Source organism: Flavobacterium anhuiense (assembly GCF_004151235.1).
Taxonomy (GTDB): domain Bacteria; phylum Bacteroidota; class Bacteroidia; order Flavobacteriales; family Flavobacteriaceae; genus Flavobacterium; species Flavobacterium anhuiense_A.
On sequence record NZ_JUIV01000003.1, the window covers coordinates 244237 to 259087 of the forward strand.

The 14851-nt window shown below is 34.4% G+C and carries 14 protein-coding genes; 10 read left to right on the forward strand and 4 right to left on the reverse strand.

Annotation, left to right across the window (positions count from 1 at the left end; translation table 11 throughout):
• Positions 1-41 precede the first annotated feature (41 nt).
• The 10 genes from miaB to NU08_RS06630 all read left to right on the forward strand — a co-directional run bounded on the left by miaB (position 42) and on the right by NU08_RS06630 (position 10257).
• Positions 42-1487, forward strand: coding sequence for a tRNA (N6-isopentenyl adenosine(37)-C2)-methylthiotransferase MiaB (miaB, locus tag NU08_RS06585; RefSeq protein WP_129746380.1), 1446 nt, complete (start codon positions 42-44; stop codon positions 1485-1487).
• A gap of 80 nt (positions 1488-1567) precedes the next feature.
• The gene (locus NU08_RS06590; RefSeq protein ID WP_129746381.1) at positions 1568-1939 is read left to right on the forward strand and encodes a GxxExxY protein; all 372 of its coding nucleotides are present in this window, start codon (positions 1568-1570) and stop codon (positions 1937-1939) included.
• Positions 1940-1996: 57 nt separating this feature from the next.
• Entirely contained in the window at positions 1997-3256 is a 1260-nt protein-coding gene (locus tag NU08_RS06595) for a sigma-54 interaction domain-containing protein (protein WP_129746382.1), read from the forward strand.
• Between the two features lie 102 nt (positions 3257-3358).
• The gene (locus tag NU08_RS06600; RefSeq protein WP_129746383.1) at positions 3359-3862 is read left to right on the forward strand and encodes an LptE family protein; all 504 of its coding nucleotides are present in this window, start codon (positions 3359-3361) and stop codon (positions 3860-3862) included.
• A gap of 100 nt (positions 3863-3962) precedes the next feature.
• Complete coding sequence (locus NU08_RS06605) at positions 3963-5666, forward strand: tetratricopeptide repeat protein (protein ID WP_129746384.1); 1704 nt, start codon at positions 3963-3965, stop codon at positions 5664-5666.
• 3 nt (positions 5667-5669) lie between these two features.
• Positions 5670-6011 carry a preprotein translocase subunit SecG gene (gene secG, locus NU08_RS06610; RefSeq protein WP_129746385.1) on the forward strand — a complete coding sequence of 114 codons (342 nt, stop codon included), beginning with the start codon at positions 5670-5672 and terminating at the stop codon, positions 6009-6011.
• 146 nt (positions 6012-6157) lie between these two features.
• Positions 6158-6433 (forward strand): co-chaperone GroES, encoded by a 276-nt coding sequence (groES, locus tag NU08_RS06615; protein ID WP_008467105.1) that lies wholly within the window; start codon positions 6158-6160, stop codon positions 6431-6433.
• Positions 6434-6518: 85 nt separating this feature from the next.
• A complete protein-coding gene (locus tag NU08_RS06620; protein ID WP_129746386.1) occupies positions 6519-6875 on the forward strand; it encodes a four helix bundle protein in 357 nt (118 codons plus the stop codon).
• A gap of 154 nt (positions 6876-7029) precedes the next feature.
• Positions 7030-8661, forward strand: a complete 1632-nt coding sequence (gene groL, locus NU08_RS06625; RefSeq protein ID WP_111365082.1) for a chaperonin GroEL — start codon at positions 7030-7032, stop codon at positions 8659-8661.
• A 396-nt stretch (positions 8662-9057) separates the two neighbouring features.
• Positions 9058-10257: an ectonucleotide pyrophosphatase/phosphodiesterase gene (locus NU08_RS06630; protein ID WP_129746387.1), complete on the forward strand. Its 1200-nt coding sequence runs from the start codon at positions 9058-9060 to the stop codon at positions 10255-10257.
• 426 nt (positions 10258-10683) lie between these two features.
• Here the strand turns inward: NU08_RS06630 and NU08_RS06635 are convergent, their stop codons facing one another.
• The 4 genes from NU08_RS06635 to NU08_RS06650 form a co-directional block, all read right to left on the reverse strand.
• Positions 10684-11523 (reverse strand): SDR family NAD(P)-dependent oxidoreductase, encoded by an 840-nt coding sequence (locus NU08_RS06635; protein ID WP_129746388.1) that lies wholly within the window; start codon positions 11521-11523, stop codon positions 10684-10686.
• Positions 11524-11614: 91 nt separating this feature from the next.
• A complete protein-coding gene (locus NU08_RS06640; protein WP_129746389.1) occupies positions 11615-12523 on the reverse strand; it encodes a helix-turn-helix domain-containing protein in 909 nt (302 codons plus the stop codon).
• 299 nt (positions 12524-12822) lie between these two features.
• The gene (locus NU08_RS06645; protein ID WP_129746390.1) at positions 12823-14352 is read right to left on the reverse strand and encodes a SulP family inorganic anion transporter; all 1530 of its coding nucleotides are present in this window, start codon (positions 14350-14352) and stop codon (positions 12823-12825) included.
• Between the two features lie 244 nt (positions 14353-14596).
• Positions 14597-14842, reverse strand: coding sequence for a hypothetical protein (locus NU08_RS06650; protein ID WP_129746391.1), 246 nt, complete (start codon positions 14840-14842; stop codon positions 14597-14599).
• Positions 14843-14851 lie beyond the last annotated feature (9 nt).

The window sequence follows — 14851 nt, forward strand, 5'->3', positions numbered from 1 at the left end:
TTCATTTCAATTACCCTATCTTTGCACTTTGAATTTTTACAATGGAAAAGATTATTGAAGAAAGCAAACAGGGCGAAAGTCTTGTTTTGGAAAATAAACCTGAGAATACTAAAAAACTTTTTATAGAGAGTTACGGCTGTGCGATGAATTTTTCGGACAGTGAAGTCGTAGCTTCCATTTTGTCTGACGGAGGATATAACACAACTTCGGTTCTTGAAGAAGCCGATTTGGTTTTGGTGAATACATGTTCTATTCGTGACAAAGCTGAACAGACTATTCGTAAACGTTTGGAAAAATATAATGCTGTAAAACGTACCAATCCGAAAATGAAAGTGGGCGTTTTGGGCTGTATGGCCGAGCGTTTGAAAAGTCAGTTTTTGGAAGAAGAAAAAATAGTTGATCTTGTTGTTGGTCCAGATGCTTATAAAGATCTTCCAAATTTATTGGCAGAAGTTGAAGAAGGACGTGACGCCATTAATGTAATTTTATCAAAAGAAGAAACGTACGGAGATATTTCGCCTGTTCGTTTAATGAGCAACGGAATTACTGCTTTGGTTTCGATTACTCGCGGTTGCGATAATATGTGCACGTTTTGCGTTGTGCCTTTTACACGCGGTCGTGAACGTAGCCGTGAACCACAGAGTATTATGAACGAAATTCAGGATTTGTGGAATAATGGCTATAAAGAAGTTACACTTTTGGGTCAAAACGTTGACAGTTATCTTTGGTACGGCGGCGGTTTGAAAAAAGATTTTGTAAACGCTTCTGAAATGCAAAAAGCAACTGCAGTAGATTTCGATCAATTATTAGAAATGGTTGCCGCTGGCTTCCCTAAAATGCGTATTCGATTTTCTACTTCAAATCCGCAGGATATGCACGAAAGTATTTTGCATGTTATTGCAAAATACCCAAACATCTGCAAACATATTCACTTGCCAGTGCAGTCCGGAAGCAATAGAATTTTAAAAGAAATGAATCGTTTACATACTCGTGAAGAATATATGGCACTGATTGATAAAATCAGAGCGATTGTTCCCGATGCTTCGATTTCGCAGGATATGATTGCCGGTTTCCCAACTGAAACTGAAGAAGATCATCAAGATACTTTGAGTTTAATGGAATATGTAAAATATAATTTCGGTTATATGTATTCATATTCCGAACGTCCTGGAACTCTTGCCGGAAGAAAAATGAAAGATGATGTTGAAGAGGAAACAAAAGCCAGAAGATTACAAGAAATTGTCGATTTACAGCAAAAACATGCTTGGTTTAGAAGCGAGGAATTTGTTGGAAAAACAGTTGAAGTTTTAGTAGAAAAAGTTTCTAAAAAATCTAAAGATGAATTTTCTGGAAGAAATTCTCAAAGCATTACGGTAGTTTTCCCAAAAGAAAATTACAAAATTGGAGATTTCGTAAATGTAAAAATCACAAGCTGTACTAGTGGAACTTTAAAAGGCGAAGCTGTTGGTTTGAGTAGCATGAATTAATTTTTTTTAGCCACGAATTCCATAAATTTACACGAATTTTCTTTCAATATTTTCTATAGATTTGCTTAAAAAGTAAAATCGTGGAATTATATAGAAAAGAAGAATATTATAAAATTGTTGGAATTTGCATGGAAGTTCATAGAATATTAGGTGGTGGCCTTTTGGAAATTGTTTACAAGGATGCATTAGAATATGAATTTAGAAAGCACAATATTCCTTATGAACGTGAAAAAGAATATGACATTCAATATAAAGAAATTGTTTTAGCGCATAAATTTTATGCCGATTTTGTAGTATATGACGAAATCATATTAGAAGTGAAAGCATCAAAAGAAATAGTTGATGAATATATCGCTCAAACAATAAATTATTTAAAATTAGCTGATAGTGATTTAGGAATTATCGTTAATTTTAATAAAAAGACATTACAACACAAAAGAGTTATTCATTGACCACTTTTTCAAAAATTTGTGAAATTCGAGAAATTCGTGGCAAAAGAAAAAATATACATGGAAACAGTTCAAGCAATAAAACAACGATTTGAGATTATTGGTAACGATCCAAAGTTAAATCGTGCTATCGAAAAAGCCATTCAGGTTGCTCCAACTGATATTTCGGTTATGGTAACTGGGGAAAGTGGTGTTGGTAAAGAAAATATTCCAAGAATTATACATTCGCTTTCACATAGAAAGCATGGTAAATATATTGCCGTAAACTGCGGTGCAATTCCGGAAGGAACTATTGATAGTGAACTTTTCGGACACGAAAAAGGCGCTTTTACAGGTGCAACAAGCACACGTGAAGGTTATTTTGAAGTGGCAGACGGCGGAACAATTTTCCTTGACGAAGTTGGTGAATTACCTCTAACAACTCAGGTAAGATTACTTCGTGTTCTGGAAAATGGAGAATTTATTAAAGTAGGTTCTTCTCAAGTTCAGAAAACCAACGTGAGAATTGTTGCCGCAACCAACGTGAATTTATTCAATGCAATAGAAAAAGGTAAATTCCGTGAAGATTTATATTATCGTCTAAGCACGGTCGAAATTACTTTACCACCTTTACGTGAAAGAAACGATGACATTCATTTGTTGTTTAGAAAGTTTGTAGCCGATTTTGCTCATAAATACAAAATGCCACCTTTAAGACTGGATGATGATGCTATACAGCTTTTGCAAAAATTTAGATGGAGCGGAAATATCCGTCAGCTTCGAAATGTTGCTGAACAGATTTCTGTTTTAGAAACCAATCGCGATATCAGTCTTGCTACTTTACAATCTTACCTGCCAGCCGAAGGAAGCAATTTGCCTTCTGTTATTAGCGACAGCAAAAAAGAAAGTGATTTCAGTACCGAGAGAGACATATTGTACAAAGTGCTTTTTGATATGAGAAGCGACTTGAATGACTTGAAGAAACTGACTTTAGAATTGATGAAAAATGGCACTTCTAAAGTGCAGGATATTAATCCGAATTTAATTCAGAAAATATACGGAAATCAGCAAAACGACAGCGAAATTGATTTTGAAGAAGAACCAAGAACCGCTGTTATGACAACACCTGCAGTTCGTGATGATAACTATCAAATGCAGGATGATAATTATTTATTTGCTGAAACTATCGAGGAAGAAGAAGTTTTACGTTTGGAACAAAAAGAAATCGAAATGATCAAAAAATCACTAGAAAAAAACAAAGGAAAACGTAAAGCCGCAGCAGATGAATTGGGTATTTCTGAAAGAACTTTATACCGTAAAATCAAGCAATTCGATCTATAAAATAATTAAGTTATAATTTCTAAATTCCAAATCCCAATCATTATATTTGATCGCAATTGGAATTTAAAACTTTAAACATTGGATTTTTTCCAATAGACATTTATGAAAAAAATATATTCTCTTTTCGCATTATTAAGCCTTTTCATGTTGAGCGGCTGTTCAGTTTATAACTTCACAGGAACTGGAAAAATCGACGCCAAAACATTTCAAGTTAACTTTTTTCAAAATAATGCCGATTTAATTGAACCTGGAATCGATAGAACTTTCACGTTAGCTTTACAGGATTTGATTATGAATCAGACCAACTTAAACTTAGTTAGCAATGGCGGTGATTTGGTTTATGAAGGAGAAATTACAGACTACAGAATCACTCCGATGACTGCAACAGCAGATCAGCAGGCGGCTCAAAACCGTTTATCGATTCGTGTTAATGTGCGTTTTATGAATAAAAAGAAAGAAACAGATGATTTTGAGAAATCATTTGAATTCTATTACGATTTCCCAGGAAGAGACTTGCCAACAGGATCTGTTTTAAATGAAGCAATCAGAGTTATTTTTGAAAGAATCACACAGGATATCTTTAATCAGTCATTGGCAAAATGGTAATTTTGCTGTTTGTTGAATCGTTTAACCGCACAACCGTTTAAGCGATAAAAACAAATAAACGATTAAACAAATTAACCGAGTAAACCCAAAAAAATAAAGAATGAACGTTAGCGATTATACCTACTTAATGAATAAACCCGATGCTATTACTGAAAAGCAAGCGGATGCATTAGGCAGTGTTTTGAATGAATTTCCATATTTTCAAAGTGCTCGTGCATTGCGATTAAAAGGGCTTTACAATCAAAACAGTTTTAAGTATAATTATGCTTTAAAGGTAACTGCTGCACATACGGCAGATCGTTCTGTGTTGTTTGATTTTATTACTTCAGAAGCTTTTACTTCTATTCAGAATGATTTCTACGAACAAAAATTGAGAGATCTTCTTGAAATCGCTGTTTTTGACAGCGAGATAATTTCACCAGAACAGATTCAGAAAGCTATCGAGATAAAAACAGATTCTGAAGAACAGCCTGTTCAAGATACAATTAAAGAAAGTCCAATTTCTTCAATTGAAATTCCTTCGGTTACAAAAATCGAAGAACCAATAAAAACGCAGGAACCTATAATTACTGAAGAACCTAAAAAAGTTCCTGAAATTGACCCTTCTATTTTCTTAGCCATAAAGGAAGCACATTCGGTTACTTTTGAAAAACCAGTAACAGTCGAAGAGCCAAAAAAACTTCCAGAAATAGATCCGTCTATTTTTCTCGCTATCAAAGAAGCACATTCAGTTACTTTTGAAAAACCAGTAATTGAAATAGAAAACAAAATTGATTCTACAGATTCAATTTCAAATATTAAAAAAGAGGAAGAAGAAACTAAAGCTTTAATAGAAGAAATAGAAGAAGAAACAATAATAAAGGAAGAACCTAAAATTGACCGTGTTGAAAATTCTATTTTAAGTTCTATAAAAGTTTCTGAAACACCTTCTGTTCCAAACCCAATAACTTTTGAAGAACCTAAAAATGAGCGTATTGAAAACTCTATTTTAAGTTCAATTAAAGAAGCAGAAGCTGTAAATGCTGAACAATCTGTAAAAGTTGAAGAAATAAAAGCAGAACCTATCGCAGAAGAACCTGTTTTAAATTCGGTTGAAGATGAGGAAGATGATAGTGTTATCGAAGAAATGATCATTCCGGAATTTAAAATGAATTCTGTTGAACGATCTATTCTTTCTTCTATTAAAGAAGCTGAAACAAAAGCACCTGAAGAACCAAAAGAAGAAATTCTCGAAGTTCTGCAATCTGAGGATAAAGACGAAGAGGAAATCAAAGAAGAAAATGACGAGCCGATTGAAGAAATAATCGAAGAAGAAGAGCCTAATGAGCCTGCAAAAACAGCTGCAGAACATTTAGAAATTGGGAAGCCTTTGGATTTTTCTCTTAATGAAAAACACTCATTCCAAGAATGGTTGCAATTATCTAGAACCGAACCAATTGATCGTTCAAATGATATGTCTCCAGAGGAAAAAGCGGAGAAAGAAGCGGCAGAAAAAGCAAGACTAGAAGAAGAAAGACAGAAAAAAGCTGAAATTATCGATAAGTTTATTGAAAATAATCCGAAAATTTCTCCAATTAAACCTGGAAACAGCACTCCAATAGTTCCAATTGAAAGCCCTCCAGAAGACAATTCATACCTAATGACGGAGACTTTGGCTAGAGTTTATCTGGAACAAAAGAAATATACAAAGGCAATTCAGGCATATGAAATATTAATTTTGAAATATCCAGAAAAAATTACTTTCTTTGCAGACCGCATATCGGATATAAAGATTTTACAACAAAATAACAATAACAATAATTAAGTAATGAGCACATTTTCAATTTTTTTAGTTTTAATCACAATAGTTTGTTTTCTATTGATCGTAGTTATCATGGTACAAAACCCTAAAGGAGGCGGATTGTCTTCTACTATCAGCGGAACTCAAATGTTAGGTGGAGTACAAAAAACAACTGACTTTTTAGATAAAAGTACTTGGACTTTAGCTACTGTTTTAATTGTGCTAATTCTACTTTCAAGCTTAAGTTTCACTGGATCTTTAAGCGATACAGAATCTAAAATCATTGACAAAACAGAAGCTCCTGTAAACACACCTGCAGCTCCTGCACAAGGAACTACTCCTGCTCCTGCAGCTCCAGCTACTAAATAATTTTAGCTCAATATAAAAATCTAATGCCAGCCTGTCAAAGCTGGCATTTTTTTTAAGAAAAAATGTCAGTTTTTCTAGCATGGCACAATTTCTGAAAGTTTATAGAACAGAAAAAAAACGTATAACTTATTAATAAATATAAAATCATGGCTTTAAACATTAAACCGCTTTCAGACCGCGTACTTATTGAGCCTGTTGCAGCTGAAACCAAAACTGCCTCAGGTATTTTTATTCCAGATACTGCCAAAGAGAAACCTCAAAAAGGAACTGTTGTAGCAGTAGGAAACGGAACTAAAGATCATACTATGACTGTAAAAGTTGGAGACACTGTTCTTTACGGTAAATATGCAGGAACAGAGTTAAAACTAGAAGGCACTGATTACCTAATCATGCGTGAGGATGATATTTTAGCGATTATCTAAAGATTGCTGTAAGCTGTAAGCCGTAAGCTATAGGCCTTCCTGAAAAGCTTAAAGCCTACTGCCTAAAGCTTAAAGCTAACAAAAAATGAGAGATTTTAAAAAATACGACATTTGGCAGCTAAGTCATTCTTTAACTTTAGAAATCTATAAATTGACTTCTTTTTTCCCTAAAGAGGAACTTTACGGATTAACAAGTCAAATAAGAAGAGCATCTTCTTCAATCCCTACTAATATTAGCGAAGGATGCGGAAGAAATAGCGACAAAGAATTTAATCAATTTCTCAACATCGCTTTAGGTTCTGCAAATGAAACAGAATACTTATTGATTTTAGCTCGAGATTTGCAATATTTGAATAGTGAAATTGCAGAAAATCAAATAGAAAAAATCAACAGTATAAAAAGTAAAATTTACAAACTAAAGCAAGTATTAGTTCAGCAATAAGCTGTAAGCCATAGGCAATAAGCACTATGCTGTAACTAAAACCCGCAGTAGAAAGCCTATAGCTTAAAGCCTACTGCATAAAGCATAAAAAAATTACTAATCAAGCAGTAGAAAGCCTAAAGCTTAAAGCCTACTGCCTAAAGCAAATATTAAAATGGCAAAAGATATAAAATTTGATATTGAAGCACGTGACGGTTTAAAACGTGGTGTTGATGCATTAGCAAATGCTGTAAAAGTAACTCTTGGACCAAAAGGTCGTAACGTAATTATCGGAAAATCATTTGGTGGACCTACAGTTACTAAAGATGGGGTTTCTGTTGCAAAAGAAATCGAATTAAAAGACGCATTAGAAAATATGGGTGCGCAAATGGTAAAAGAAGTTGCTTCTAAAACCAATGATTTAGCTGGAGACGGAACTACAACTGCTACAGTTTTAGCTCAAGCGATCGTAAAAGAAGGTCTTAAAAACGTTGCTGCAGGTGCAAACCCAATGGACTTGAAACGCGGTATCGACAAAGCTGTTGAAACTATAGTGGCTGACTTAGCAAAACAAGCTAAAGTGGTTGGAAGCGATTCTGATAAAATTCAGCAAATTGCTTCTATTTCTGCAAACAATGACGAAGTTATTGGTGAATTAATCGCTACAGCTTTCGCTAAAGTTGGAAAAGAAGGTGTAATCACTGTTGAAGAAGCTAAAGGAACTGATACTTTCGTTGACGTTGTTGAAGGAATGCAATTTGACAGAGGATACCTTTCTCCTTACTTCGTAACAAATCCAGAGAAAATGGAAGTTGAATTAGACTCTCCATATATCTTATTATACGACAAAAAAGTATCTTCTTTAAAAGAATTACTTCCAGTTTTAGAGCCAGTTGCACAATCAGGAAAACCATTATTGATTATCGCTGAAGATGTTGACGGAGAAGCTCTTTCTACTTTAGTAGTAAACAAATTAAGAGGTGCTCTTAAAATTGCTGCTGTAAAAGCTCCAGGTTTTGGAGACAGAAGAAAAGCAATGTTAGAAGATATCGCAATCTTAACTGGTGGAACTGTAATTTCTGAAGAAAGAGGTTATACTCTTGAAAACACAACTATCGAGATGTTAGGAAACGCAAAAAGAGTTTCTATCGATAAAGACAATACAACTATCGTAAGCGGTGCTGGTGAAGCGGATATCATCAAAAACCGTGTAAACCAAATTAAAGGTCAGATGGAAACTACTACATCTGATTACGATAAAGAAAAATTGCAAGAGCGTCTAGCTAAATTAGCTGGAGGTGTTGCTGTTCTTTATGTTGGTGCTGCTTCTGAAGTTGAAATGAAAGAGAAAAAAGACAGAGTTGATGATGCTTTACATGCAACTCGTGCCGCAGTAGAAGAAGGAATCGTTGCTGGTGGTGGTGTTGCTTTATTAAGAGCAAAACTTGCTTTAGCTGACTTAAAAGCTGACAACGCTGACGAGGCAACAGGAATTCAAATCGTTTCTCGCGCTGTTGAAGCTCCGTTAAGAACTATCGTTGAAAACGCTGGTCTTGAAGGTTCTGTTGTTGTGGCGAAAGTTTCTGAAGGAAAAGGTGATTTCGGATACAATGCAAAAACTGACGAATATGTAGATATGCTTACTGCTGGAATTATCGATCCTAAAAAAGTAACTCGTGTGGCTCTTGAAAACGCTGCATCAGTTTCTGGAATGATCTTAACTACAGAATGTGCATTAATTGATATTAAAGAAGAAAATGCCGGAGGCGGAATGCCAATGGGAGGCGGAATGCCAGGAATGATGTAATTCATTCTCTTCTTAAAAATTAAAAGCGCCGGATTTTTATCTGGCGCTTTTTTTGTTTGCCACTAATTGCACGAATTTCCACTAATGCTTTGTGTAAAAGAAGTTGCCACAGATTACACAGATTAAAAGGATTTCTTTATTGGATACACTAAAAAATTTTCACGCAGATTTTACAGATTCAAGCAAATTAATTTAATTTTTATAATCTATGATCTGCATAAAATAAAAATCCTTTTAATCTGTGCAATCTGTGGCTAATTAAAATATGCGCAAAAGATTGAAAAAAATTAATTCGTGGAAATTAGTGTAATTCGTGGCAAACCTTTTATTTAACATTCTCTTTTTCTTTAAAAAATCTGTTATCAATACCTTTGCGGTTCTATTTAAAATTGTACAATGAGAAAATTCACAACTCACTTTTTATCTTTTACATTTTTGCTTCTCACTACTTTTTTACAAGCCCAAAATAGCAAAGACAATTACGTTGTTTTAATTTCTATGGATGGATTTCGTTGGGATTATGGAAAAATGTATAATCTTCCAAATCTGAAGCAAATTGAAAAAGAAGGCGTTCATGCAAAATCAATGAAACCGTCTTATCCTAGTAAGACTTTCCCAAATCATTATTCTATCGTCACAGGACTTTATCCAGATCATCACGGAATTATCAATAATGTTTTCTACGATTCTTCTCTAAATCAGTCTTTTTCATTATCAAGTAATGCCAAAAATGATTCGCGTTTCTATGGTGGAAATCCGATTTGGAATTTAGCAGAGCAGCAAGGCGTAAAAACTGCTTCTTTCTTTTGGCCAGGTTCTGATATTGATAGCAGAAATCCGAGTTATTTCAAAAATTACGATGGCAAAGTTCCGTATGGTGCCAGAATCGATACCGTTATGAAATGGCTGCAACTTCCAGAAAAACAGCGTCCGCATTTGGTGACTTTATATTTCGACGAACCAGATCATACAGGGCATAATTTTGGTCCGCTTTCGCCAAAAACTGAAAAAACAGTGATCAAAATGGACTCCATTATGGGAGAAATATCTGGACGATTAGATCAATTGCCTATTGGAAAACAAATCAATTTAATTATCGTTTCAGATCACGGAATGGCTACTATCAGCAATGATAAAAAAGTAGCTGTTTTAGATTATCTAAAACCAGAATGGCTAGGTTATAAAGACGTAATTAATCCGATTATGAGTTTACAGGCAAAACCTGGTTATCAGGATTCAATTGCCAATGCCTTGAAAAAAGTACCTCATATTAAATTCTGGAAATCATCTGAAGTTCCCGAAAGATTGCATTACGGAACAAATCCTCGTGTGCATGATTTTGTTATTGAAGCTGAGAAAGGCTGGAGTTTAGTAAGCAAAGAAAGCACTCATATAAATGGCGGAACGCATGGCTACGACAATAACGAAAAAGATATGCACGCTATTTTTTATGCAAAAGGCCCAGCTTTTAAAGTCAATAAAAAAATAAAAACATTTCAGAATGTTTCGGTTTATCCTTTGATTGCTCATATTCTAGGCTTACAAATTGGAGAAATTGATGGAAAATTGAGTGATGTTGAGAGTGCGCTGCGCTAAAATTAGATAATGTGTCAATTTGATAATTAGATAATTTTTGAATTGGAATAGCTCAATATAGTAAGTTGCCTCCAGCTTTAGCTGGAGGTTCACATATTTAAACACCTTGAAAGGCTTTAGCCAAACTAGCAAGTTTGGCTAAAGCCTTTTTCTTATGCACTTTTTATTCCTCCAGCTAAAGCTGGAGGCAAGTCAATAAAACATAAACTTATTTATTACATAATCGAATGTCACCCTGAGCGGAGTCGAAGGGCACTCCAATTAGTATGTAGGCTTCGACTTCGCTTAGCCTGACAAAACTGAATCAATTATAGACAACCAAACCCGACAGGTTTTAAAAACCTGTCGGGTTTATCATTGCATTTGGAATTTGGACCCGAGCGATAGCGAACAGGCGAAGCAATTTCAGCTATTGGAATTTCCTATTTAAAGCGCTGTAGAAACAGAAACTGATTTCCAGCTTTCCAATTCTGCTTGAACGCTTGCTATTTTTTGATTCGCCATATTATAAGCGTCTTCGCCTAAAAATAAATGTAATGGCGGGTTCTGATCGTTACTCACTTTTATTAAAGCTTCCGCTAATTTCACAGGATCACCTGGTTGATTTTGATTGATATCTTCTTTGTGAGCAATTTCAGATTGTCTCACTTCTTTGTACTCTGCAATTGGATTTTGAGGCAATAATAATGAACTATCTTTTAAGAAATCTGTTCTAAAATAACCTGGATAAACAATTGTTGCGTGAACTCCAAATGGTTTTATTTCTGCCGCCAAAGATTCTGTCAAGCCTGCAACTGCAAATTTTGTAGAACAGTAAATTCCCCAGCCCGGAAATTCTCCATAATAACCGCCAACAGAAGAAATATTAAAGATATGCCCTTTTTCATTTACACGGAAAATTGGCATTGCATTTCTGATTACATTTAATAATCCGAAAACATTTACTTCGTAGTTTTTTCTAGATTCTGCGTCGCTTAATTCTTCTAATGCGCCTAATAAACCATAACCAGCATTATTGACCAAAACGTCAATTGTTTTAAAATGGCTTACGGTTTTGTCAATTGCATTTTTAACGCTTTTTTCGTCAACCAAATCCATTTCTAAAGGAAGAAAGCTTTCCGACAAACTGCCCAATTCTTTAATTAAAGAAGCTTCACTTCTTGATGTTGCCGCTACTTTATAACCTTCTGCTAGTAATTTTTTAACCAATTCTAATCCAAGTCCTTTTGAGGCACCTGTGATAAACCAAACTTTTTTATTGTCCATGATTTTAATTTTTTACGTTATAATTACAGGACAAAGGTATAAGCGAAGTGCTTCTCAAATATTGAAGCAATCAAACAAGAAGTTGCAAAAATCAAACAATTTCTGCTAAACGATAATTTTTTGGAGAAACCTGAACATTCTTTTTGAAAAAATTGATAAAATGAGACAATTCTTCAAACCCTAAACACCATGCAATTTCATTAATATTCCAATTGGTTTGTTTTAGCAAAATCATCGCTTCTTGAACAATTCTTTCTGAAATAATCTGTGAAGTTGTTTTTCCAGTTGTTTCCTTTAATGCCTTATTCAAATGATTCACATGCACATTTAATTGATTTGCAAATTCAGAAAGCGAGCGGAAATTAATCTGCTGAGAAATCGATTCAATTGGAAATTGTCGTTCTAACAATTCCAAAAACAAAGAAGAAACACGAATCGTAGCATTCGATTTACTGTATAATGAAGCAGTTACAGTCTGCGTTTTTAAAGCTAGGTGAATAATCTCAAAAACAAGATTTCGAAGCACATCATATTTAAAAGCATAATCAGAATTGATTTCGTCCAGCATTCTTAAATACACTGCTTTTAAAGATTCTGCCAGCTCAACAGAAACTGGAACAACAGGATTACCGCCCGGCTGGAACAACGGATATTCTTTTAAATTTCCAAACTGACTAAAAAATGCGTCTGTAAAAATGCAGAAAAACCCAGTCTGATTTTCATCTATATGCTCCCAACTATACGGAATCTGCGGATTGGCAAAGAATAAAGCTTGATCTTCAATCGAAACAACTTTATCAGCATAATGCACTTTATTTCTTCCAATGATTAAACTGATTTTATAAAAGTCTTTTCGCGTATAAGGCAACGGATTACAAGTACTTCCAATGTAATCATCCAGTTTAAAAACATTAAAATGTCCGATCTCTTTTTTTAGATTTTCGGGCATCCCTTTTATTTTTACTGTATAAAAGTCCTCTAAAGTTTCTGTTAGTTTCATTTTACAAAGTTACAAAAATCAAACATTCGATAATTAGAAAATTTGTCAATTTGATAATGAGATAATTTTGGATGTTGTTTTAATTATCACCCTGAGCGGAGTCAAAGAACGCTCCAATTGGCATGTGGGCTTCGACTCCGCTCAGCCTGACAAACCAATAAACATAACAAACCCGACAGGTTTTAAAAACCTATCGGGTTTGCTTTTTGATATACATTACGTAGACGCACTGCAGTGCGTATCTACAAATACACGCTGCCAATATCATTATCTAATTATCAAATTGTCACATTTTCTAATTAACTAACCACTTTATAAGTAGGATCTTCAATAACATTAACCTTAATGACTGCATCAGCATTTTTCAGCAATTGTCTACAGTCGGCGCTTAAATGCTGTAGTTCTACTGTTTTATTAAGCAGATTGTATTTTTTAGTAATATTATTCAAAGCTTCAATTGCTGACATATCTGAAACACGGCTTTCTTTAAAATCAATTATAATATGATCTGGATCGTTCTGGATATCGAATTTTTCTAAAAAAGCAGTTGTAGAACCAAAGAATAACGGTCCAAAAATTTCATAATGTTTTATTCCATTTTCGTCAATATAATGTCTGGCGCGAATTCTTTTAGCACTTTCCCATGCAAAAACCAAAGCCGAAATAATCACACCAATTAAAACCGCCAAAGCCAAATTATGCAATATAATGGTAATTAAAGCTACTAGAATTCCAACAAAAATATCATGTTTCGGCATTTTATTGATAATCTTGAAACTTGCCCATTCAAAAGTGGTAATGGCAACCATCATCATAACACCAACTAAAGCTGCCATTGGCAATTTTCCAATTACGGGAGCTCCAAAAAGAATGATCATTAAAATAGTCAAAGCGCCAATAATTCCCGCAAGTCTGGCTCTTGATCCTGCTCCAAGATTTACTAAAGTCTGCGCAATCATTGGACAGCCTCCCATTCCGTAGAAAAAACCATTTAAGATATTTGAACTTCCTTGTGCAATACATTCTCTATTGCTGTTTCCTCTTGTTCCTGTAATTTCGTCGACTAAATTTAGCGTAAGCAAACCTTCTGTTAAACCAACAGCCGCAACAATTACCGAATAAGGAAATATCACTTTTAAAGTTTCGAAAGAAAATGGAATATTCGGAATATGAAATGGAGGAAATCCGCCTTGAACCGAAGCGATATCTTCTACTGTTTTGGTTTCGATATTAAAAATAATTACGATTGCAAAAACAACCATAATGGCCACCAGAGATGCTGGAACCGCTTTTGTAATTTTCGGAAAAACTAAAACTATCGCAATTGTCAAAGCAACCAAACCTAGCATAATATACAAAGGAGTTCCCTGAAGCCATGAAACCTGACCATTGACAACCGTTTTAAACTGTTCCAACTGCGACATAAAAATCACTACCGCCAAACCGTTTACAAAACCAAACATTACGGGCTGCGGAACTAACCGAATAAATTTTCCTAGTTTAAAAAGTCCGATGCAGATCTGGACGACACCGCCAAGAGCGACGGCGGCAAAAACATATTCTATTCCGTGCGACTTCATCAAGGCAATCAAAACAATTACCGTTGCTCCTGCTCCGCCCGAAATCATTCCTGGTCTTCCGCCAAAAATAGCTGTAACCAATCCGGCAATAAAAGCGGCGTATAAGCCAACTAATGGCGGAAATCCAGCCAAAATAGCAAAAGACAACGATTCTGGAATCATAGTCATTGCTACAGTTAAACCCGCTAAAATTTCGTTTTTATAATTGACTTTCTGGCTAAAATCGAAGAGTTGGAATGCTTTTTTCATTGCGTAAAATTAGAAAAATAATACGCAAAAGAGTAAACCTTTTATACGATAAAAAGTGATTGAAAAACATTTGAAGAAAAACAGTTAAATCAGAATAACTGTTCTAGAAGAAAAAGAAAAATAGAAAGTATAAAACTTAGCATTTCAGATTTAGTATTAAAATTAGAATATCACACAAAATACTTACAAAAAACATAAATACGTTAACGTATATACACCTGTTTTAGAAATAGAACATGTTAAATTATTCTAACCGCACGCAAGTATAACCTAAACGATTTACATAATCTACAACATTATCATACTGCAAATCAACACCTTCAACTCTTAAAATTTTATCGCAGTCTTCCAAGTCAAAATTGATTTTATAATCTGGAAACTGATTTTGTATCACTGTTATGATATAATCCCGATCAGATTCTTCCTGAACATTTGTTTTAAAAATCTCCACAATCCTATCGGTATCTTTTAATTCTTTAAACTGGTACATTTTATTTTT

Excerpts from the sequence above, each read along its gene's own strand:
- NU08_RS06645 (WP_129746390.1), bottom strand. The coding sequence starts at position 14,352 with ATGAAAAAAGCATTCCAACTCTTCGATTTTAGCCAGAAAGTCAATTAT.
- groL (WP_111365082.1), top strand. The coding sequence starts at position 7,030 with ATGGCAAAAGATATAAAATTTGATATTGAAGCACGTGACGGTTTAAAA.
- NU08_RS06630 (WP_129746387.1), top strand. The coding sequence starts at position 9,058 with ATGAGAAAATTCACAACTCACTTTTTATCTTTTACATTTTTGCTTCTC.
- NU08_RS06640 (WP_129746389.1), bottom strand. The coding sequence starts at position 12,523 with ATGAAACTAACAGAAACTTTAGAGGACTTTTATACAGTAAAAATAAAA.
- groES (WP_008467105.1), top strand. The coding sequence starts at position 6,158 with ATGGCTTTAAACATTAAACCGCTTTCAGACCGCGTACTTATTGAGCCT.
- miaB (WP_129746380.1), top strand. The coding sequence starts at position 42 with ATGGAAAAGATTATTGAAGAAAGCAAACAGGGCGAAAGTCTTGTTTTG.
- NU08_RS06635 (WP_129746388.1), bottom strand. The coding sequence starts at position 11,523 with ATGGACAATAAAAAAGTTTGGTTTATCACAGGTGCCTCAAAAGGACTT.
- secG (WP_129746385.1), top strand. The coding sequence starts at position 5,670 with ATGAGCACATTTTCAATTTTTTTAGTTTTAATCACAATAGTTTGTTTT.
- NU08_RS06605 (WP_129746384.1), top strand. The coding sequence starts at position 3,963 with ATGAACGTTAGCGATTATACCTACTTAATGAATAAACCCGATGCTATT.
- NU08_RS06595 (WP_129746382.1), top strand. The coding sequence starts at position 1,997 with ATGGAAACAGTTCAAGCAATAAAACAACGATTTGAGATTATTGGTAAC.
- NU08_RS06650 (WP_129746391.1), bottom strand. The coding sequence starts at position 14,842 with ATGTACCAGTTTAAAGAATTAAAAGATACCGATAGGATTGTGGAGATT.
- NU08_RS06620 (WP_129746386.1), top strand. The coding sequence starts at position 6,519 with ATGAGAGATTTTAAAAAATACGACATTTGGCAGCTAAGTCATTCTTTA.
- NU08_RS06600 (WP_129746383.1), top strand. The coding sequence starts at position 3,359 with ATGAAAAAAATATATTCTCTTTTCGCATTATTAAGCCTTTTCATGTTG.